Below are 17,983 nucleotides of genomic sequence, written 5' to 3'. Positions count from 1 at the left end.
TCAAGAGTTGGAACAATGGGAGGAGCTAATGAGAGGATTTCTTCGCTGTCTGACTGCGGTCGGCATGGTGATCGCCGGCGGCCTTTCAGCCAATGCAGCCGAAAAGACTGACATTTCGATCACGCGCCAGCCCGGTATTCTCTATCTGGCGAGCCACGTCATGGAGACGCGGAAGCTGATCGAGAAGCACGCGGCCGCCGATGGCCTGGAGGGCGTCAAGGTCGAATGGCGCACCTTCAGCGGCGGCGGCGCGCAGACCGATGCCCTGCTTTCCGGCAATGTCGACATCGTCAATACCGGCACAGGCAACCTGCTGCTGCTTTGGGACCGCACGAAAGGCAAGGTCAAGGGCATCGTTACCAATTCGGCCCAGCCCGTCATCATGGTCTCGCGCGATCCGCGCATCCAGTCGCTGAAGGATATTCAACCGGGCGACAAGATCGCCGTGCCGACGGTCGGCGTCTCGACGCAGGCGATCCTTCTGCAGATGGCCGCCGCGCAAATGTATGGCGACGACCAGGTGCACAAATTCGACGCCAATACGGTGCAGCTTGGCCACCCCGACGCGATGGCGGCGCTCGCCAACCAGACCCATGAGGTCAAGAACCACTTCTCCGCGCCGCCCTTCCAGTATCTCGAGTTGAAGCAGCCGGGCGTTCATAAGGTCATCGATTCCCGCGACATCATCGGCGGTGAGTTGACCCAAGGCACCTTCTTCACCACGACGCAGTTCGCAACCGCCAACCCGACCATCGTCAAGGCGGTGCGCGAGGCGACGGCGGAAGCCATCGATCTCATCAAGAAGGACCCGAAATCGGCCGTGGAAGCCTACAAGACCGTCAGTGGCGACAAGACCAGTCTCGACGACCTCATGGCGATCCTCAACGAGCCGCATATGATGGAGTTCCGCATGGATCCGCAGGGAACGATGAAGTTCGCGGCCCATCTCCATAAGATCGGCACGCTCAAGACCATGCCGAAGGCCTGGACCGACTACTACCTGCCGGAAGCCGCCGATCTCAACGGCAATTGACGTGCCCCGGCGGCGCGAATGCCGCCTTCAAGCCGTACCTTGGAGGAGCCCTCATGCTTCAGGCAAATATTGCCGCCGACACATCGATGACGGAAAAGATGACTGCAAAACCGCTTCTGAATGTCGATAAGGTGACGCTGCGCTACAAGACGCCGAACCTGCTGATCACCGCGACGGAAAACGTCAGCTTCTCGGTTGCCCAGTCGGACCGTTTCGTCCTCCTCGGCCCCTCGGGCTGCGGAAAATCGACGCTGCTGAAGGCCATCGGCGGCTATATGACGCCGACGGCAGGCCGGATCGAAATCAAGGGGCAGCCGGTCAAAAAACCCGGCGCCGACCGCATGATGGTCTTCCAGGAATTCGACCAGCTGCTGCCCTGGAAGACGGTGCTGGAAAACGTCATGTTCCCGCTGACGGCAGCCCGCCGTCTGCCACGCAGCGAAGCCGAGGCCATCGCCCGCGACTATATCGACAAGGTGAAGCTCACCCGCGCGATCGACACCTATCCGCATATGCTGTCAGGTGGCATGAAGCAGCGTGTCGCGATTGCCCGCGGCATGGCGATGCAGCCCGATATTCTGTTGATGGACGAGCCCTTTGCCGCGCTCGACGCGCTGACGCGCCGGCAGATGCAGGACGAGCTCCTGCAGCTTTGGGAGGATACCCGCTTCACCGTCATCTTCGTCACCCATTCGATCGCCGAGGCGATCAAGATCTCCAATCGCATCCTGCTGCTGTCGCCGCATCCCGGCCGCGTCAAGGCCGAGGTGCGTGATGTGGAAACCGTCCGCGACGACCCCGCGGCCGCCGCCAAGCTGGAGCAGGAAATTCATCACATGCTGTTTGCCGAACAGGGGCACAGGGAGTAGGCCATGAGCGCACCGCAGATCATCCTAGCCCCCGCACCGAGCGAACCGGCGGGCCATATTGCCGCCGTAGAACAGAAGCTCGGCACGATCGAGCTCCTCTGGCAATCGAGCCTCTTTCGCAAGTCGTTGCTGATCATTATCCTTGCCGTCATCTGGGAGGCCTACGCACGGCATCTCGACAATCCGCTGCTGTTTCCGACGCTCAGCGACACGCTGGCCGCGCTTTACGACCGTTTCGCCGACGGTGTGCTGCCGGCGCGCATCTGGACCACGCTGAAGATATTGGTGACGGGCTACGTCTCGGGAACGGTGCTTGCAGCCGTATTGACGGTCGTTGCGATCAATACCCGCATCGGCACCGACTTCCTCGAGACCATGACGGCGATGTTCAATCCGCTGCCGGCGATCTCGCTGCTGCCGCTTGCCCTCATCTGGTTCGGGCTCGGCCCGGCAAGCCTTATTTTCGTGCTCATACATTCAGTGCTATGGGCGGTTGCGCTCAATACACATGCCGGCTTTCTCGGCGTCTCGCGCACCTTGCGCATGGTCGGCGCCAATTATGGGCTGACGGGACTTTCCTATGTCTTCCGCATCCTGATCCCCGCCGCATTCCCCTCGATCCTCACGGGGTTGAAGATCGGCTGGGCGTTTTCCTGGCGCACCTTGATCGCCGCCGAGCTCGTCTTCGGCGTCTCCTCTGGCCAGGGCGGGCTTGGATGGTTCATCTTCGAAAACCGCAATCTTCTCGACATCCCCGCCGTCTTTGCAGGCCTGCTGACAGTCATCGTCATCGGCCTTATTGTCGAAAACCTCGTCTTCCAAACGATCGAGCGCCGCACGCTGCTGAAATGGGGCATGAAGGAATGAGGCGGCGCGCGGATTTATCCCTTCGACCAACTTCGAATACAAGGCGCAAATACGATGAACAGCAGGAAGAAGCCCCAGGATTTACGCAGCGCCAGATGGTTCGCGCCTGATGACCTCAGAAGTTCGGGACATCGCTCACGGACCATGCAGATGGGCTATGCGCCCGAAGAATGGGCCGATAAGCCCGTCATCGCCATTCTCAACACCTGGTCCGACGCCAATCCCTGTCACGCGCATTTCAAGCATCGCGTCGAGGACGTGAAGCGCGGCATTTTGCAGGCCGGCGGCTTTCCGCTGGAGCTGCCGGCGCTGTCGCTGTCGGAAAGCTACGTCAAGCCGACGACCATGCTCTATCGCAACATGCTGGCGATGGAGGCCGAAGAGCTTTTGCGTTCGCACCCAGTCGATGGCGCCGTGTTGATGGGCGGCTGCGACAAGACCACACCTGGCCTCGTTATGGGCGCGCTCTCCATGGGGCTGCCGATGATCTACCTGCCGGCCGGTCCGATGCTGCGCGGCAATTATCGCGGCGAATATCTGGGCTCCGGCTCCGACGCCTGGAAGTTCTGGGACGAGCGCCGCGCCGGCACCATTTCGGAGAAGGAATGGGTCGATGTCGAGGCCGGCATCGCCCGTTCCTACGGTCACTGCATGACCATGGGCACGGCGAGCACGATGACGGCAATCGCCGAGGCGCTCGGCCTCACCCTGCCCGGCGCCAGCTCGATCCCCGCGCCGGACGCCAACCACATCCGCATGTCCTCGGCCGTCGGCCGGCGGATCGTCGAAATGGTTTGGGAGGACTTGCGGCCGGAGAAGATCGTCACGGCTGCCGCCGTCAACAATGCTGTCGCCGTCGCCATGGCGACGGGCTGTTCCACCAATGCTGTCGTCCATCTAATCGCCATGGCACGACGCGCCGGCGTCAACCTCTCGCTCGATGATCTCGATAAAGCAGGGCGCACAACGCCAGTGCTTGCCAATATCAGGCCGACCGGCAAGACCTATCTGATGGAGGATTTCTACTATGCCGGCGGCCTGCGCGCGCTGATGGCGAAGCTTTCTTCCAAGCTCGATCTTTCGGCGCTCACCGTCTCCGGCGTCACCCTCGGCGAAACGCTGGAGGGAGCGAAATGCTACAATGACGACGTCATCCGCTCGCTCGACAATCCAGTCTATCACGAAGGCTCGCTGGCGGTGCTGAAGGGCAACCTTGCGCCGACGGGAGCCGTCATCAAGCCCGCCGCCTGCGATCCGCGCTTTCACAAGCATCAGGGACCGGCGCTCGTCTTCGACAGCTATCCGGAGATGAAAGCGGCGGTCGACAATGAAGACCTCGACATCACGCCCGATCACGTCATGGTGCTGCGCGGTGCCGGCCCCCAGGGCGGCCCCGGCATGCCCGAATGGGGCATGCTGCCGATCCCGAAGGCGCTTCTCAAGAAGGGGCACAGGGACATGCTTCGCCTTTCAGACGCCCGCATGAGCGGCACGAGTTACGGCGCCTGCATCCTGCACGTCTCGCCGGAATCCCATGTCGGCGGACCACTGGCGCTGCTGCGCAACGGCGATATCATCCGCCTCGATCTCGAGGCACGGCGCATCGATATGCTTGTCGACGAGGACGAGCTGCAGCGTCGGCGCGACGCCTGGGTCAAGCCGGCGGAAAAATTCGGCCGCGGCTTTGGCTGGATGTTCTCGCGCCATGTCGCCCAAGCCGATACCGGCTGCGATTTCGATTTTCTGGAAACCAGCTTCGGCCCCACACCGGGCGAGCCCGACATCTATTGACCATAGAGGATATATCGCATGAGCAATTACGTTCTGAGCAGCGAGACGCGCGACAAGCTGACGGGCGTCGCAACGCCAACGATCGCCACGGCGCTTTTCAAGCGCGGCCTGCGCAACCAGTTCATTCAGGATGTGCGGCCGCTCTCGCCGAAAAAGGCGAACATGGTCGGCCAGGCCTTCACGCTTCGCTATATTCCGGCGCGCGAGGACCTGAACACGCTCGACGTCTTCCGCAATCCGGAACACCCGCAACGCGCCGCCGTCGAGCAATGCCCGTCCGGTTTCGTGCTGGTCATGGATAGCCGCAAGGATGCGCGCGCCGCTTCGGCCGGCTCGATCCTCGTCTCGCGCTTGCAGGTCCGAGGTGTGGCCGGCGTCGTCACCGATGGCGGCTTCCGCGACAGCCCAGAGATTGCCGCGCTCGATATCCCCTCCTATCATCATCGCCCGTCCGCCCCGACCAATCTGACACTGCATCAGGCGATCGAAATCAACGGCCCGATCGGCTGCGGCGATGTCGCGGTTTTCCCCGGCGATGTGCTTGTCGGCGACAATGAAGGCGTCATCGTCATCCCAGCGCATCTTGCCGATGAAATCGCCAATGAAACCGTGGAGATGACGGCCTATGAGGATTTCGTCACCGAAGAGGTCATGAACGGCGCCACCATCATCGGCCTCTATCCGGCGACCAGCGACGCGCCAAAACTCAAATTTGCCGAATGGCGGAAACAGAAGGGGCGTTAAAGCCTCCTCTATCACTTGCAGCCGGGGGAACGACCCGGCTGCGTCCTCGCAGCTATTCCCCGCGCACCAGCTTCAAAACAAGCTGCTGGAGATTGCCGCCGTCGCTGAATTCGACCTTGTCGAAGTCGCTGTTTTTCTGCCGCTCTTTGCTGGAAATCTCGCCGAGCCGCTTTGTGAGTTCGACGCGGATCTTGCTGCATTTCGGGTCATCGGGCACGGAAAAGCCGACGCTCATCGCTTCGATCTCCTTGACCATGTCCTTGATGAAGCCACCATGCACCCGCTCATGCGCCTCGACGCCAGCGATGAATTTCTGCCAGCTTTTGCGGGTCGATGCGGGCAGTTGCGCCGAGGGTTTCGGCAAGGTGTAGGTGATGATCAGCTTCGGTATGTTGACGGTGATCATGCAGGCGCCATCAGGCTGCGGCTCGTATTTCCGCGTCCAGGTCAGCTTGAAATCGGTATGGGCAATCGCCCTGACCTTGGGCCCGAGCAACGGGCCCCGCTCGCCGATCGAATCGTAAAGTTCCGCGCCGGATGTTCCCGCGATCGCGTAGGTCTTGACGATCTCGACCGGCTGCCAATCCGCCCGTGCTGCAAAAGGATAAAAAGCAATACCCACCGCCATCATACGCAATGCAATATCTGATTTCACGAACGTCCCCATGCCCGGCCACACGCAAGCGCGCAAACTAGCCGGCGCGATCAACCATGACAACGCGGACCATGTCAAATCGCAGAGGTCGAGTGCAACAGGTCTTCGGCGTCCCCACGCTCCATATCGAAAACCCTCTTGCCAATCGCGAAGCTGAAACCGTTGCGAGCGAAAGCGGATAGTTCCTTCGCCTTGCGCTTCTCGTCGAGATCGCCGCGCCGGAAGGGTCCGAAGCCACGCTTCCGGGCAAAGATGACGGCGGAATGGAGATCATCGACCTCCTCCACCGCCGCAACCACCGTTTCACTGCCTATGCCCTTGGATGCGAGCTTGAAGGCGATGGCTTTCTTCGACTTGCCGGAGCGAACTGCCGAACGCGTGCTGATCTCGGCATAGGCGACATCATCGAGCACCTTCAGCTCATAGGCGAATTTGACGGCGAAATCGGCAAGCGCCTTGACCTGTGTATCGCTGATATCCTCGAATTTCTGCCTCGCCTTCTTAGCGATCGCATCGAACAGCTGCTTTTCGGTCATCATCCGGCGTTCGAGGCGATAGATGGTGGAGTTGCGTGCCCAGGAGAGCATGCGGCTTGTCGGCGCTTCATCCATGAAGGGAGACATTCGAGAAGAGAGGAATCATCACGGAGAATTTTACGCGAGCAGGGCCAGCCAGGCAACGAATACGCTTGGTAATCATGGGATGATTGGCTATGGTGTCTCTGCGGCCACGGCATTGAAATGCCGAGCGTCGAACCCCCATCGACGGTGGAGGCCGTCTCAAGCATCACATTGCTATGGATCACGGAGCCTGCGGCTCTCCCGACCGCTTTGCCGATCGGGTACCAGCGCTCCGTTCAGAGGAGGCAGAAATGGATTATCGCAAGCTCGGCCCAAGCGGGGCCGTCGTCACGGCCTATTGCCTTGGCACCATGACGTTCGGCGCGGAAGCAGACGAGGCCGCGTCGCATAAACTTCTCGATGATTATTTCGCATGGGGCGGTAATTTCATCGACACCGCCGATGTTTACAGCGCCGGTAAATCGGAAGAGATCATCGGCCGTTGGCTGAAGGCGCGTCCGGCCGAAGCCCGCCAGGCCATCATCGCCACCAAGGGCCGTTTCCCGATGGGCAACGGACCGAACGACCTCGGTCTGTCGCGCCGTCATCTCGGCCAGGCGCTGGACGATTCCCTGCGCCGTCTCGGTATCGAGCATATCGATCTCTATCAGATGCATGCCTGGGATGCCCTGACGCCGATCGAGGAGACGCTGCGGTTTCTCGACGATGCCGTGCGCGCCGGCAAGATCGGCTATTACGGCTTCTCCAATTATGTCGGCTGGCATATCGCCAAGGCCGTCGAGATCGCCAAGGCGCGGGGCTATACGCGTCCGATCACGCTGCAGCCGCAATATAATCTGCTCGCGCGCGACATCGAGCTTGAGATTGTCGACGCCTGCCTGGATGCTGGCATGGGCCTGCTTCCCTGGTCGCCGCTCGGCGGCGGCTGGCTGACGGGCAAGTACAAGCGCGACGAGACGCCGACCGGCGCCACAAGGCTTGGCGAGAACCCCAATCGCGGCAGCGAATCCTTTGCCCCACGCAACGCGCAGGAGCGGACCTGGGCAATCATCGCTACCGTGGAGGAGATCGCCAAGGCGCGTGGTGTCAGCATGGCACAAGTGGCGCTTGCCTGGACGGCGGCCCGACCGGCCGTCACCTCCGTCATCCTCGGCGCCCGCACGCGTGAGCAGCTTGCCGACAATCTGGGCGCAGCCGAGCTGAAGCTGACGGATGCGGAAATGGACAGGCTGAACGAGATCAGCGCGCCTCAACCCGCTGCCTATCCTTACGGTGAAGGCGGGCGGAACCAGCGCCATCGCAAGATCGAGGGCGGCCGATAAAATGCATGTAGCGGCGGAGCATGAGCTTGCTCCGCCGCCATCGCCTCAAACAGGCAAGAATGCTGCCTGCCGCGTCAGACCAGCGGCGGATTGAGTCTCGCAAAGCCTTCCTGGCGCCGATACGGAAAATAGGGATAGGGAGCCGTCAGCGCGCTGACCTTGTCCAGCCTCTCGATCTGCTCTTTGGAAAGCGTCCAGCCGACCGCGCCAAGGTTCTGCCGCAACTGCTCTTCATTGCGCGCGCCGATGATGACGCTGGCAATCGTCGGCCGGGTCAGCAGCCAATTGATCGCGATCTGCGGCACGCTCTTTCCAGTCTCGCCAGCGATCTCATCCAGCACATCGACGATATCGAACAACTTTTCGTCATCGACGGGCGGACCGAAGGTCGCGGTCTCGTGCAGCCTGCTCTTTTCCGGCAATGGCTGTCCGCGGCGAATCTTGCCGGTCAACCTGCCCCATGCCAGCGGACTCCAGACCAAGGCGCCAACATTCTGATCCGCACCCAGCGGCATCAGCTCCCATTCGTAATCGCGGCCGGCGAGCGAATAATAGACCTGATGAGCGACATGGCGCACATAGGCGTGCCTGTCTGAGATGGCGAGCGACTTCATCAGCTCCCAGCCCGAGAAGTTGGACGCACCGATGTAGCGGAGCTTTCCCGCCTTTACGAGTTGATCAAGGGTGGAGAGCGTTTCCTCGATCGGCGTCGAGGCATCGAAGGCGTGCAGTTGCAAGAGGTCGATGTAATCGGTACCGAGGCGGCGCAAGGCAGCATCGACCGATCTGATCAATCGCGAACGCGAACTTCCCCAATCGGCCGGTCCCTCGCCCATCGGCAAAGCTGTCTTCGTCGAGATCAGCACAGCATCGCGCCTGCCCCGGATCGCCTGGCCAAGCACCTCCTCCGACGCGCCGGCCGAATAGACATCGGCCGTATCGAAAAGGTTGACGCCGGCCTCCAGGCAAATGTCGACCAGACGGCGCGCTTCCGTCGCATCCGTCGAGCCCCAGGCGCTGAAGAGGGGGCCGCTGCCGGCAAACGTGCCGGCGCCGAAACTGAGCACGGGAACGCGCAAGCCGGAAGCACCGAGATTTCTGTAGTCCATCGTCCGTCTCCTGTTGGTTCTTCAGATAGATAGACCGCCAAAGGAAGATGATATAGATTGCCGGTTAGAAACTCATTTGTGATTTGAATTCATCATGAGCCGCCAAGACATCAACCGTTCCGGCGAAATGGAAGTCTTCGTTCGGGCCGTGGAACTCGGCGGCTTCACCGCCGCCGCCACGGCCTGCCGCATGACGCCCTCGGCGGTGAGCAAACTTGTCACAAGGCTGGAAAAACGTCTAGGCGCCCGTCTCATCAACCGCTCGACACGGCGGCTGCAGCTGACCCCGGAAGGCTGCGCCTTCTTTGAGCGAAGCGTTGCCATCCTTGCCGATATTGCCGAGGCCGAACGTCATGCCTCGGCGGGAGAGCAGGTTGCCGGCCATATCCGCATCAATACCAGCGGCTCGTTCGGAAACCATGCGCTGGCGCCGCTTATGCCCGCTTTCATGGCGCTGCATCCGAATGTCTCGCTGGAAATCTTTCACACGGACCGGATCGTCGATCTGATGGAAGAGCGCGCCGATGTCGCAATCCGCGCCGGACCGTTGAAAAGCTCCAGCCTGACGGCCCGCAAGCTTGGAGCGACACGCAAGGTCATCGTCGCCTCGCCGGATTACCTGAAGCGGCACGGCACGCCCCGCTCAGCCACTGAGCTGGAGAAACATTGCTGCATCGGCTTTGCCTATTCCCGGGCAATCGAAGGCTGGCCGTTGCTGGTTGATGGCGAGATTGCGACGGTACCGACCCCTCGCAGTCTGCAGGTGGGCGATGGAGAGGCCATGCGCCATCTCGCGCTCGGTGGCGCCGGCCTGGCGCGGCTTGCCGCCTTCACCGTCAGATCGGATATCGCGGCGGGTCGTCTGCTGCCGGTCCTTGACGATCTAAATCCCGGCGATGTCGAGGAATTCCATGCCGTCTATATCGGCCAGGGCGGCCCGCTGCCGGCGCGCGTGCGGACGCTTCTGGAGTTTCTGCGTGAAAACGTCAGCCTTTGAAAAAAGCGATGCGACCTTTGGAGCCGCATCGCTTATTCAGCAAATTGCAACCGCTTGTCCCGATCAGGCGGACGGCTGGCGGGTCTTGCGCAGATAGGGCAATACCGTGTCGAACGAGCCGAAGCGGGTAATCGCATCTTCATTGGAGACGGCTGCCGTGATGATGACGTCTTCACCCTGCTGCCAGTTTGCCGGCGTCGCGACCTGATGCTTTGATGTCAGCTGGATCGAGTCGATCGCGCGCAGGATTTCGCCGAAGTTGCGGCCCGTCGTCATCGGATAGGTGAGGATCAGCTTGATCTTCTTGTCGGGGCCGATAACGAAGACGGAGCGCACGGTGGCATTGTCGGCCGGCGTGCGGCCTTCCGAGCTTTCGCCGGCACCGGCCGGCAGCATGTCATAGAGCTTGGCGACCTTGAGGTCCTTGTCGCCGATCAGCGGATAGTCGACATCGAAGCCAGTCGCCGTCTTGATGTCGTTCTTCCAGCGCCCATGGCTTTCGACGGGATCGACGGAAATGCCGATGATCTTGACGCCACGCTTGCGGAACTCTCCTTCAAGACCGGCCATCGCGCCGAGCTCCGTCGTGCAGACGGGTGTGAAGTTCTTCGGATGGGAGAACAGCACCGCCCAGCCATTGCCGATCCAGTCGTGGAACTGGATTTCGCCTTGCGTCGTGTCCGCCGTAAAATCCGGAGCAATATCGTTGATGCGCAAACTCATTGTCTTACCTCCAAAGTTCTGCCCCGTTGCACGCCTGAAATGCGCCGATGTGGAGCAGGATCAGAAAATCCGCCGCACAATGGCGCCGAACGTTCGATATGAAAAGCCTTCTTTTAAATGGGGACTGCGACAGCCGTCGAAAACCCTTGCGGCCGGCGATGTCTGTTGCGCGTCTTCAGTATTTCAAGGAAGCCATAACCGCTTGGCCAGCGCCCGAAGCCGCTGGCAATATTGATGTGCCCCGCAAGGCCGATATTGCGGACATCGGATTTCCAGAGCCGCCCGAACATGGTCAGCCGGTCGAGCCCCATATAGATATCGTTCAGGCTTCCGATCGTGATGCTGGGAAAAGGCAGGGCTTCCGTCGGCATCGTGCCGAAGGAAAGATGTCCGGCATGCAGGGCTTCGGTCACCGGAATATCGCAGGGTGCGACGAGCAGCGCTCCCTTGACCCTTCGCGCGGCGGGGCGGCCCGCCAATTTCGCCGTCAATACGCAGCCGAGGCTATGGGCGACGACATAGGCGTCGCCTGCCTCTTCCAGCGCTTCCTCCAGCTTCTCCATCCAGCTGCCGAGATGGGGCAAGTCCCAATCGTCCTGCGCGACCAGCCGGGCATCTTGATGATCCCGCAGCCAGTAACGCTGCCAATGCCCCTCACCCGAGCCGAAAAGACCCGGTACGATCAGCACTCTGGTCATGGAAGCCTCGCGACGAATAATGATGGGAAGCTTAACTGGCGACACGACATCGAAGGGGCATCCTTTCAATACCAGGGCGCCGGCGTGGAGCACCAATAATAGATCTCGTAGTCTCGGGCGGAGAGCTCTCGTTCCCGCTCGCTCGACTCGACCCAGTCAACGGACCGCGTGCGAACATCCACCTTGTGCAGCGTCGGACCGGCGAAAATCGTCTTCAGGCGGCTGATGACATTCCATCTCATGTAAGCCTCCATTCCGTTGACAAATCCGAGACGTCCGGGCGTGGCCGCCCGTCATTCCGCAGCGGCAAGCCTCGCCACCGGATGCGGGAAAAAGGCCGCAAGCTCGCCGACGACCTCGTCGATCCGGTTGGCCAGCGGCTCGGACGAGACCTTGTAATCGGTGAAATCGCGATCCGACGCATAGACCGCCGTCGGCAAGGTATGCGCCATGAAGAAGCCGAAGAGCGGCCGCAGCTGGTGTTCGACCATCAGCGCATGCCGGTCACCGCCGCCGGTCGCCGTGATGATGATCGGTTTGCCCCGCAGCTCATGCGGATCGATGAGGTCGATCAGATGCTTGAACAGGCCGGGATAGGATCCCTTGAAGGTCGGCGAACCGATGATGAGAGCATCGGCCGACACGATCTCGTCGATGACGCTTCTCGCCTGGTCGTCGAGTCCCTTGCGCCATTGCGCCAAGCCGAGGGAGGCGCCGACATCGTGCAGATCGTAGACCCTGCTGGTGAAGCCATATTGCTCGCTTGCCAGATCGGCAACCGTCTGGACCAGCGCGTGGGTCTTTGACGGCCTGTTGAAGCTGCCGGCGAAGCCGACGAGTTTGGGCACACTCATTCTCATCCCTTTCGCTCATCCCTTTCGGAAATCACATGCGTTTTCGATAATGCGAATATTGTCCACAAAAATAGTAGATTTAAAGAAACAGCCATCTCTTGGGCCGCCGGAAACGGAAAATCTCTTTCCCGCTCCGTGCCCTCCGGCGTTCCTGCTTAGTTTTGCCTGTCGACCCGGCTCGCGGGGCCTCAGCACTTACTCATCGGGCAGCGGCGGGCGCCGTCTTTGCCAAGCGAAGTGCATATGATGAAGCACGTGCCACAGATCGTGACACGTGCTCCTAGTCCTGACGCTGTCATCAATTGATCGGCTTTTTGGCAAAGGCTATCGAACTAGCAAGCGGGACTGAAAACGTCGTTTCAGCGCCCGCTGGCGGCAGCAATGGCAAAGATTGCGCTACCACCGATGCTGCAATGCTCAATGCTTGAGCACGACTTTGCCCTGCGCTCCCCTGGCGACTGCATCTTGGGCCAAGCCCAATTCCTCCAGGGCAAAAACCTGCGAAATCGGTATCACCAGCAATCCTCGCGCTGCCGCGTCGAGAACCGCATCAAGCGTTGAAGCATCGGTTCGATGATAGAGCTCGCGGATGGTCAGGCGGTTGCCTTGGTTGGCGTCCTCGGGCACTGGAACAACGCTTGCGACCTGGCCGCCATCAACCACATTTCCGATGAGATTTTGAGCCACCGGCGCAGCGGCGCTGATGGCATATTGAAAACTGGGACTCTTTGCCGGCACGGTAATGTCCACGCTTTCCCCGGCCAGTTCGCGCGCCTCGTCCATCCGCTCGGGCCGAACGCCTGCGACCGGCTGGGCACCTACTTGCTTGAGATATTGGATGGCGGCACGGCCGACGGAGCCGAGCGCGCCCGAGATCAATACCCGGGCACCTGCCTTGACACCCAAGGCATCCACAGTCTGTCTCCCGGTCAGGCCAGCCTTTACCAACGCCGCTCCCTGCTCGAAACTCAACGCAGCGGGCAGCTTGGCAACGGAGGTGGCTGGAACGAGCCCGAATTCGGCATGCGCCCCTTTGCCATTCGCGGAGAAATCGGCCACGACGCGATCGCCGACCGCCAACCCTTCGACACCTTCGCCAATGTCTGCAATCGTACCGGCGGCGTCCCCGCCCAGAACCGCCGGGAGCGGAAGCGGAATGTATTGGGACATGAAACCCTGACGCAAAATGAGATCGAACGGATTGACGGCCGATGCCTCGATCTTGATCAAAACCTCGCCGGCACCCGGCTTTGGCGCTGGAATGTCGCCGATCTCGAATTGATTGATGTCGCCATAGGATTTCAGAAGCACAGCCTTCATTGCTTGTCTCCATGGGTTCGTTATGGCCTTTACGGATTTCGGCTCCTGTGCGGAGCGTCGAGAAGGCCAAGGAATGGGCTATCGGATCGGCAAGAAACGCCGGCCGCTATTCAGATCGCGTGGATGACACGCTCCCGTCGAATGACGGGAGCGCATTGGCTTTATGCTCGTTCCGTGAGCGATACCTGCTTCGAAGAGCCGCGCAGGGAGTTGTCCAATGCCCAGCTGCCGGCGCCGGCAAAGGCGATATAGAGAAAGATGAAGCAGAACATGATGGCGACCTCACCCATGTTGAGTGCCGGCCAGAAGCCCTGGGGTGCATGCGCCATCCAATAGGCGGCCGCCATTTCGCCCGATGCGACAAAGGCGGCGATGCGCGTATAGAGACCGACGGTCATCAGCAGGCCGGTGACGATTTCAATGGCGCCGGCGGCGAGCATGATGGCCGGCAACGGATAGCTTACGCCGGGAATTGCCGCTGGGAACTGGAAGAATTTCATGGTCGCATGTTCAAGGAACAGCAGCGCGGTGACGATCCGCAAAATCCCGAGAACATGGGGCGTCCATTTGGTGGTGTTTAACATAGTGCTTCTCCTGAATGGCCGTTGAGTGCATCAAGCGGCGGTGGATTTGAGTTTGAGATTTTCCGTCCGGAGGGCCCGTCAGCAGCGTGAGTACGCTTCGACAGCTCGCTCATTTGGCTGATCCGTCGGCTGCCACCAATGCCGGTACATCGCCGAAGCGGAAGCTGGATGCCGTAAGCCCGCCTGCAAAATCGGTCTGGTGATAGGTGACGGCGCCGGGTTCATTCCTTGCCGCGCCGACAGCCACCATCAGCGGAATGAGATGATCCTCGCGTGGATGTGCCGCGCGGGCAGATGGTGCCTGTTCCCATTCGAGCAGCAGCTTTGCGCGCTCATAGGCGGACGAACGGACCAGGGTCTGCTGGAGCCAGGCGTCGAACTGCCGGGATGGTTCGTAGCCCTCCTTCCCGCGCATTGCGGGAAGATTATGGTAACTGAGGCCGCTTCCGATGATCAGAATGCCCTCGTCGCGCAGCGGGGCCAGTGCGCGCCCGACTTCAAGGTGCAGGGCGGGATCGTAGCCGGCATCGAGCGAAAGCTGAACGACCGGAACATCTTCTTCGGGATAGAGCGGCTTGAGAATGCTGAAGGTGCCATGGTCGAAGCCTCGGGTCGGATTGAGCCCTGCCTCGATGCCGCGCTCCTGCAGCAATGCTTGCACTCTCCTGGCAAGTTCCGGCAAGCCGGGTGCGCCATATTTGATGCTGTAAAGATATTCCGGAAAGCCGTGATAGTCGTAGACCATCCCCGGATGGGCACCTGACGATATGGCGAAACCCTGCTCTTCCCAGTGACCGGAAACGACCAGCACTGCTTGGACCGTATTGCCGAGCTCAAGACGCATATCGATCAAGGATTGCTCGAGCTTGTCGAAATTACTGCGGAAATCACCGGCCATATAGGGCCAGGGACCGCCGCCATGGCTGATGAAATAGGTTGGAAGGCGAAACTTATTCACGGTGTTGCATCCTTTTCGAGGCGACTGCCACCAGCCTGAAAACCAGAGAGGTGATGAGTTATGCAGCGTAGCGCAATGCAAACTAATCTTTCACTGTCATTGATCAATGCGACTTACATTGAAGGAACATTTCCTCTATGTTGATGATCCATGGATACGTTGATGAGCCTGCGGGTCTTTTGCACGGTGGCTGAGCTGAAGAGCTTTACCGCCGCGGCCGATCGCCTTGGTCTCTCGCCTGCAATGGCGAGCAAACATGTCATGCATTTGGAAAATCGGCTGGGCACTCGTTTGCTGAACCGAACCAGCCGCCATGTCAGCATGACGGAGAGCGGTACGCTCTACTTCAACCAGAGCCGACAAATGCTTGACGGCCTTGACGAAGTAGAAGCGGCCGTCAGCAACGTCACCGTCATGCCGCGCGGAACCTTGAGATTGAGCGCTCCGGTGTGGGTAGCAAATGCGCTTGTCGCTCGCGCGCTCGCCGAATATCACCAGCGCTATCCGGACGTGCGCTTCGACATGGATCTCAGCGGCCGGATCGTCAATCTGGTCGACGAAGGCTTCGATCTTGCCTTACGTGCGACAGCACCAGGACGGCTCGATCCCAGCCTTGTCGCACGTCCCTTGTTGCAGGTCCCTTTTCACCTCGTGGGATCACCCGCTTATATCGAGCGCACCGGGCGTCCGTCCGAGGTGAGCAATCTCAATGGTCATTCACTGCTGGCCTATAGCGGCATGAATGCGAGCGGCAGTTTCGCACTCGATGGGAGGAAAGGCCCTGAAACAGTGAGCTTCCGCACGGTCATGCAAAGCGAAAACGAAATCATGCTGCATCTGGCAGCATTGGAAGGCATGGGCCTGGTCTTTTTACCGGTATGGATGACACAGGCCGACATCGCCGATGGCCGCTTGGAAATGGTTCTGCCTGAGGATGTGACATTCAAGGCCACCCTGCATGCGGTCTATCCCACCAGAAAATATCTTTCCGCCAAAGTTCGCACCTTCATCGATTTCCTCGCCTCCCGAAAAAGCCTTTGCCCGATGTCGGCCGAAACTCAATTGGTGACATAGGCCTGCCTGATCTGCAAGTCACGTCAGGGCGGCACCGCAAGAAAGCGGAGCGGACGCAGGCGTTTCCCTTCATCGGCCCATAGCACTCCCATCCTTGGCAACGGCGAAAAAACTTGCCGCAGGGGCTGGGCAGAAAAACAATGCACGCTATCTGATGCATATGAGTGGGGAGAAATATTAGATCGGTTGAGGAGCTGGTCCGGCACCAAGGAAGAGGTTTCTCATGCCTAATTCAGTTTTGAATGCTCTTGGACAACCGCTTTACTATAGCGGTACGTCGACAGGTTTCTTTTCCGCCACCGGCTCGGGACCGACGCTCTACGGTACCGCCGGCAATGATTCCATATGGGGCGACAACACCGTCAACGTGACGCTGATGGGCGGCACAGGCGACGACATCTATTATATCTACTCGAGCAACAATCGGGTCTCTGAAGGCCCCAATGCCGGCGTCGATACCATCAAAACCTGGATGGATTACACGCTGCCCGCCAATGTCGAAAACCTCACCGTCACCGGCGACAACCGCCACGCCTATGGCAACGACGCCGACAATATCATCACCGGCGGCAGCGGCAGCCAGACCATCGACGGGCGCGGCGGCAACGATGTCCTTATTGGCGGCGGCGGGGCCGATACCTTCGTCATCTCCAAGGGCAACGGCAGCGATCTCATCACCGACTTCAGCGATGACGACAAGGTGCGGCTCAACCAGTATGGTCTGACGTCCTTCGATCAGGTCGTCAGCCATTCCACCCAGGAAGGAGCCAATGTTCGGCTAGACCTCGGCAATGGCGAAAGTCTGGTCTTCGCCAACAAGACCGTGTCCGACCTTCACCAAGACCAGTTCCAGCTGGGCCTCGACAGAGCGTCGCTGACGCAGACCTTTTCGGACAATTTCAATACGCTTTCGCTGCACGAGGGAACGCAGGGCACCTGGGATGCTAAATACCATTGGGCGCCGGACAAGGGCAGCAGCCTGAACGATGAGCTGCAATGGTATATCAATCCGTCCTACGCGCCGACGGCATCCGCAAACCCGTTTTCCGTCTCGGACGGCGTTCTGACGATCACGGCGAAACAAACGCCGGACGCATTGAAATCGATCGTCGAGAACCATGATTACACATCCGGCCTTCTGACCACCCATTCCACCTTCTCGCAGACCTATGGCTATTTCGAAATGCGAGCGGAGATGCCGCATAATCAAGGCGTCTGGCCCGCCTTCTGGCTGTTGCCGGAGGACGGCTCCTGGCCGCCTGAACTCGATGTGGTGGAGATGCGCGGACAGAACCCCACCACGGTGAATGTCACGGTTCATTCGAATGCCACCGGCGAGCATACGAAGACGTCCATTCCAGTGGAAGTGCCAAGCACCAACGGCTTTCACAACTACGGCGTGCTTTGGGACAAGGATCAGATCGTCTGGTACTTCGACGACGTTGCCGTCGCCCATGCCGATACGCCCGCCGATATGCATGGCCCGATGTATATGCTGGTCGATCTCGCAGTCGGCGGCGTAGCGGGTACTCCGACGGATGGGCTTCCGAACGGATCCGAGATGAAGATCGACTATATCAAGGCCTATTCCCTGGACGATCATGCTGCCTCGGCCCAATCCGCCCATACGACGGATTGGCATATCTGACCGGCCTCAGAACTCGAAGCATTCCAGAGCGGCCGTTCGACATAAATCGGACGGCCGCTTAGTGACTGCATGATTTCAAACAATTGCCGCGCCCTTAGCTCGTCTTGAAAGGCGGCGCTGTAATATCAGCACGCGTGTTCGGGAAAGAGACCGCGG

General features: G+C 60.1%; 19 protein-coding genes. 9 read left to right on the top strand and 10 right to left on the bottom strand.

All coding sequences use genetic code 11. The annotated features are described in order from the left end of the window. The first annotated feature begins 28 nt into the window (after positions 1-28). From ACPYOP_RS21515 to ACPYOP_RS21495, 5 genes are read left to right on the top strand one after another with little or no spacing between them, the layout of a single operon-like run. Positions 29-1,033, top strand: a complete 1,005-nt coding sequence (locus tag ACPYOP_RS21515; RefSeq protein ID WP_481412339.1) for an ABC transporter substrate-binding protein — start codon at positions 29-31, stop codon at positions 1,031-1,033. Positions 1,034-1,086: 53 nt separating this feature from the next. Further along, positions 1,087-1,902, top strand: coding sequence for an ABC transporter ATP-binding protein (locus ACPYOP_RS21510; RefSeq protein WP_481412338.1), 816 nt, complete (start codon positions 1,087-1,089; stop codon positions 1,900-1,902). Between the two features lie 3 nt (positions 1,903-1,905). Then, positions 1,906-2,769, top strand: coding sequence for an ABC transporter permease (locus tag ACPYOP_RS21505; protein WP_481412337.1), 864 nt, complete (start codon positions 1,906-1,908; stop codon positions 2,767-2,769). A gap of 54 nt (positions 2,770-2,823) precedes the next feature. Further along, complete coding sequence (araD, locus tag ACPYOP_RS21500; protein WP_481412336.1) at positions 2,824-4,560, top strand: L-arabinonate dehydratase; 1,737 nt, start codon at positions 2,824-2,826, stop codon at positions 4,558-4,560. 18 nt (positions 4,561-4,578) lie between these two features. Then, positions 4,579-5,304 (top strand): ribonuclease activity regulator RraA, encoded by a 726-nt coding sequence (locus ACPYOP_RS21495; RefSeq protein ID WP_481412335.1) that lies wholly within the window; start codon positions 4,579-4,581, stop codon positions 5,302-5,304. A 52-nt stretch (positions 5,305-5,356) separates the two neighbouring features. On the opposite strand, the gene ACPYOP_RS21490 is transcribed toward ACPYOP_RS21495, so the two are convergent. Then, positions 5,357-5,935 (bottom strand): DUF922 domain-containing Zn-dependent protease, encoded by a 579-nt coding sequence (locus ACPYOP_RS21490; RefSeq protein WP_481412365.1) that lies wholly within the window; start codon positions 5,933-5,935, stop codon positions 5,357-5,359. 98 nt (positions 5,936-6,033) lie between these two features. Then, positions 6,034-6,570, bottom strand: coding sequence for a recombination regulator RecX (recX, locus tag ACPYOP_RS21485; RefSeq protein WP_481412334.1), 537 nt, complete (start codon positions 6,568-6,570; stop codon positions 6,034-6,036). Positions 6,571-6,830: 260 nt separating this feature from the next. Between recX and ACPYOP_RS21480 the strand changes: the two genes are divergently transcribed. Then, complete coding sequence (locus ACPYOP_RS21480; RefSeq protein WP_481412333.1) at positions 6,831-7,862, top strand: aldo/keto reductase; 1,032 nt, start codon at positions 6,831-6,833, stop codon at positions 7,860-7,862. A gap of 74 nt (positions 7,863-7,936) precedes the next feature. On the opposite strand, the gene ACPYOP_RS21475 is transcribed toward ACPYOP_RS21480, so the two are convergent. After that, a complete protein-coding gene (locus ACPYOP_RS21475) occupies positions 7,937-8,971 on the bottom strand; it encodes an aldo/keto reductase (protein ID WP_481412332.1) in 1,035 nt (344 codons plus the stop codon). A 94-nt stretch (positions 8,972-9,065) separates the two neighbouring features. Between ACPYOP_RS21475 and ACPYOP_RS21470 the strand changes: the two genes are divergently transcribed. Continuing rightward, a complete protein-coding gene (locus tag ACPYOP_RS21470; protein ID WP_481412331.1) occupies positions 9,066-9,968 on the top strand; it encodes a LysR substrate-binding domain-containing protein in 903 nt (300 codons plus the stop codon). A 63-nt stretch (positions 9,969-10,031) separates the two neighbouring features. Here the strand turns inward: ACPYOP_RS21470 and ACPYOP_RS21465 are convergent, their stop codons facing one another. From ACPYOP_RS21465 to ACPYOP_RS21435, 7 genes are all read right to left on the bottom strand, one after another. Next, a complete protein-coding gene (locus tag ACPYOP_RS21465; RefSeq protein WP_149633346.1) occupies positions 10,032-10,691 on the bottom strand; it encodes a peroxiredoxin in 660 nt (219 codons plus the stop codon). Positions 10,692-10,804: 113 nt separating this feature from the next. Then, on the bottom strand, positions 10,805-11,389 hold the full coding sequence (locus tag ACPYOP_RS21460) for an RBBP9/YdeN family alpha/beta hydrolase (RefSeq protein ID WP_481412330.1): 585 nt from the start codon (positions 11,387-11,389) through the stop codon (positions 10,805-10,807). Between the two features lie 65 nt (positions 11,390-11,454). Next, entirely contained in the window at positions 11,455-11,631 is a 177-nt protein-coding gene (locus ACPYOP_RS21455; protein WP_481412329.1) for a hypothetical protein, read from the bottom strand. 51 nt (positions 11,632-11,682) lie between these two features. Continuing rightward, positions 11,683-12,243 (bottom strand): FMN reductase, encoded by a 561-nt coding sequence (gene msuE / locus ACPYOP_RS21450; RefSeq protein ID WP_481412328.1) that lies wholly within the window; start codon positions 12,241-12,243, stop codon positions 11,683-11,685. Between the two features lie 417 nt (positions 12,244-12,660). Then, on the bottom strand, positions 12,661-13,563 hold the full coding sequence (locus ACPYOP_RS21445) for an NADP-dependent oxidoreductase (RefSeq protein WP_481412327.1): 903 nt from the start codon (positions 13,561-13,563) through the stop codon (positions 12,661-12,663). A 161-nt stretch (positions 13,564-13,724) separates the two neighbouring features. Continuing rightward, complete coding sequence (locus ACPYOP_RS21440) at positions 13,725-14,147, bottom strand: DoxX family protein (protein ID WP_481412326.1); 423 nt, start codon at positions 14,145-14,147, stop codon at positions 13,725-13,727. Positions 14,148-14,256: 109 nt separating this feature from the next. After that, positions 14,257-15,105, bottom strand: a complete 849-nt coding sequence (locus ACPYOP_RS21435; RefSeq protein ID WP_481412325.1) for a DODA-type extradiol aromatic ring-opening family dioxygenase — start codon at positions 15,103-15,105, stop codon at positions 14,257-14,259. A 150-nt stretch (positions 15,106-15,255) separates the two neighbouring features. Between ACPYOP_RS21435 and ACPYOP_RS21430 the strand changes: the two genes are divergently transcribed. Together ACPYOP_RS21430 and eglC are read left to right on the top strand one after the other, a co-directional pair. After that, positions 15,256-16,179 (top strand): LysR family transcriptional regulator, encoded by a 924-nt coding sequence (locus ACPYOP_RS21430; RefSeq protein WP_481412324.1) that lies wholly within the window; start codon positions 15,256-15,258, stop codon positions 16,177-16,179. Between the two features lie 223 nt (positions 16,180-16,402). Beyond that, positions 16,403-17,827 (top strand): endo-1,3-1,4-beta-glycanase EglC, encoded by a 1,425-nt coding sequence (gene eglC / locus ACPYOP_RS21425; protein ID WP_481412323.1) that lies wholly within the window; start codon positions 16,403-16,405, stop codon positions 17,825-17,827. Positions 17,828-17,983: the final 156 nt, after the last annotated feature.

Source organism: Rhizobium sp. KNZ2-6A (assembly GCF_056755475.1).
Note: the sequence above shows the minus strand (reverse complement) of the source record. Positions and strands in the feature narration are given on the sequence as shown.

Excerpts from the sequence above, each read along its gene's own strand:
- ACPYOP_RS21515 (WP_481412339.1), top strand. The coding sequence starts at position 29 with ATGAGAGGATTTCTTCGCTGTCTGACTGCGGTCGGCATGGTGATCGCC.
- ACPYOP_RS21510 (WP_481412338.1), top strand. The coding sequence starts at position 1,087 with ATGCTTCAGGCAAATATTGCCGCCGACACATCGATGACGGAAAAGATG.
- ACPYOP_RS21505 (WP_481412337.1), top strand. The coding sequence starts at position 1,906 with ATGAGCGCACCGCAGATCATCCTAGCCCCCGCACCGAGCGAACCGGCG.
- araD (WP_481412336.1), top strand. The coding sequence starts at position 2,824 with ATGAACAGCAGGAAGAAGCCCCAGGATTTACGCAGCGCCAGATGGTTC.
- ACPYOP_RS21495 (WP_481412335.1), top strand. The coding sequence starts at position 4,579 with ATGAGCAATTACGTTCTGAGCAGCGAGACGCGCGACAAGCTGACGGGC.
- ACPYOP_RS21490 (WP_481412365.1), bottom strand. The coding sequence starts at position 5,935 with ATGATGGCGGTGGGTATTGCTTTTTATCCTTTTGCAGCACGGGCGGAT.
- recX (WP_481412334.1), bottom strand. The coding sequence starts at position 6,570 with ATGGATGAAGCGCCGACAAGCCGCATGCTCTCCTGGGCACGCAACTCC.
- ACPYOP_RS21480 (WP_481412333.1), top strand. The coding sequence starts at position 6,831 with ATGGATTATCGCAAGCTCGGCCCAAGCGGGGCCGTCGTCACGGCCTAT.
- ACPYOP_RS21475 (WP_481412332.1), bottom strand. The coding sequence starts at position 8,971 with ATGGACTACAGAAATCTCGGTGCTTCCGGCTTGCGCGTTCCCGTGCTC.
- ACPYOP_RS21470 (WP_481412331.1), top strand. The coding sequence starts at position 9,066 with ATGAGCCGCCAAGACATCAACCGTTCCGGCGAAATGGAAGTCTTCGTT.
- ACPYOP_RS21465 (WP_149633346.1), bottom strand. The coding sequence starts at position 10,691 with ATGAGTTTGCGCATCAACGATATTGCTCCGGATTTTACGGCGGACACG.
- ACPYOP_RS21460 (WP_481412330.1), bottom strand. The coding sequence starts at position 11,389 with ATGACCAGAGTGCTGATCGTACCGGGTCTTTTCGGCTCGGGTGAGGGG.
- ACPYOP_RS21455 (WP_481412329.1), bottom strand. The coding sequence starts at position 11,631 with ATGAGATGGAATGTCATCAGCCGCCTGAAGACGATTTTCGCCGGTCCG.
- msuE (WP_481412328.1), bottom strand. The coding sequence starts at position 12,243 with ATGAGTGTGCCCAAACTCGTCGGCTTCGCCGGCAGCTTCAACAGGCCG.
- ACPYOP_RS21445 (WP_481412327.1), bottom strand. The coding sequence starts at position 13,563 with ATGAAGGCTGTGCTTCTGAAATCCTATGGCGACATCAATCAATTCGAG.
- ACPYOP_RS21440 (WP_481412326.1), bottom strand. The coding sequence starts at position 14,147 with ATGTTAAACACCACCAAATGGACGCCCCATGTTCTCGGGATTTTGCGG.
- ACPYOP_RS21430 (WP_481412324.1), top strand. The coding sequence starts at position 15,256 with ATGGATACGTTGATGAGCCTGCGGGTCTTTTGCACGGTGGCTGAGCTG.
- eglC (WP_481412323.1), top strand. The coding sequence starts at position 16,403 with ATGCCTAATTCAGTTTTGAATGCTCTTGGACAACCGCTTTACTATAGC.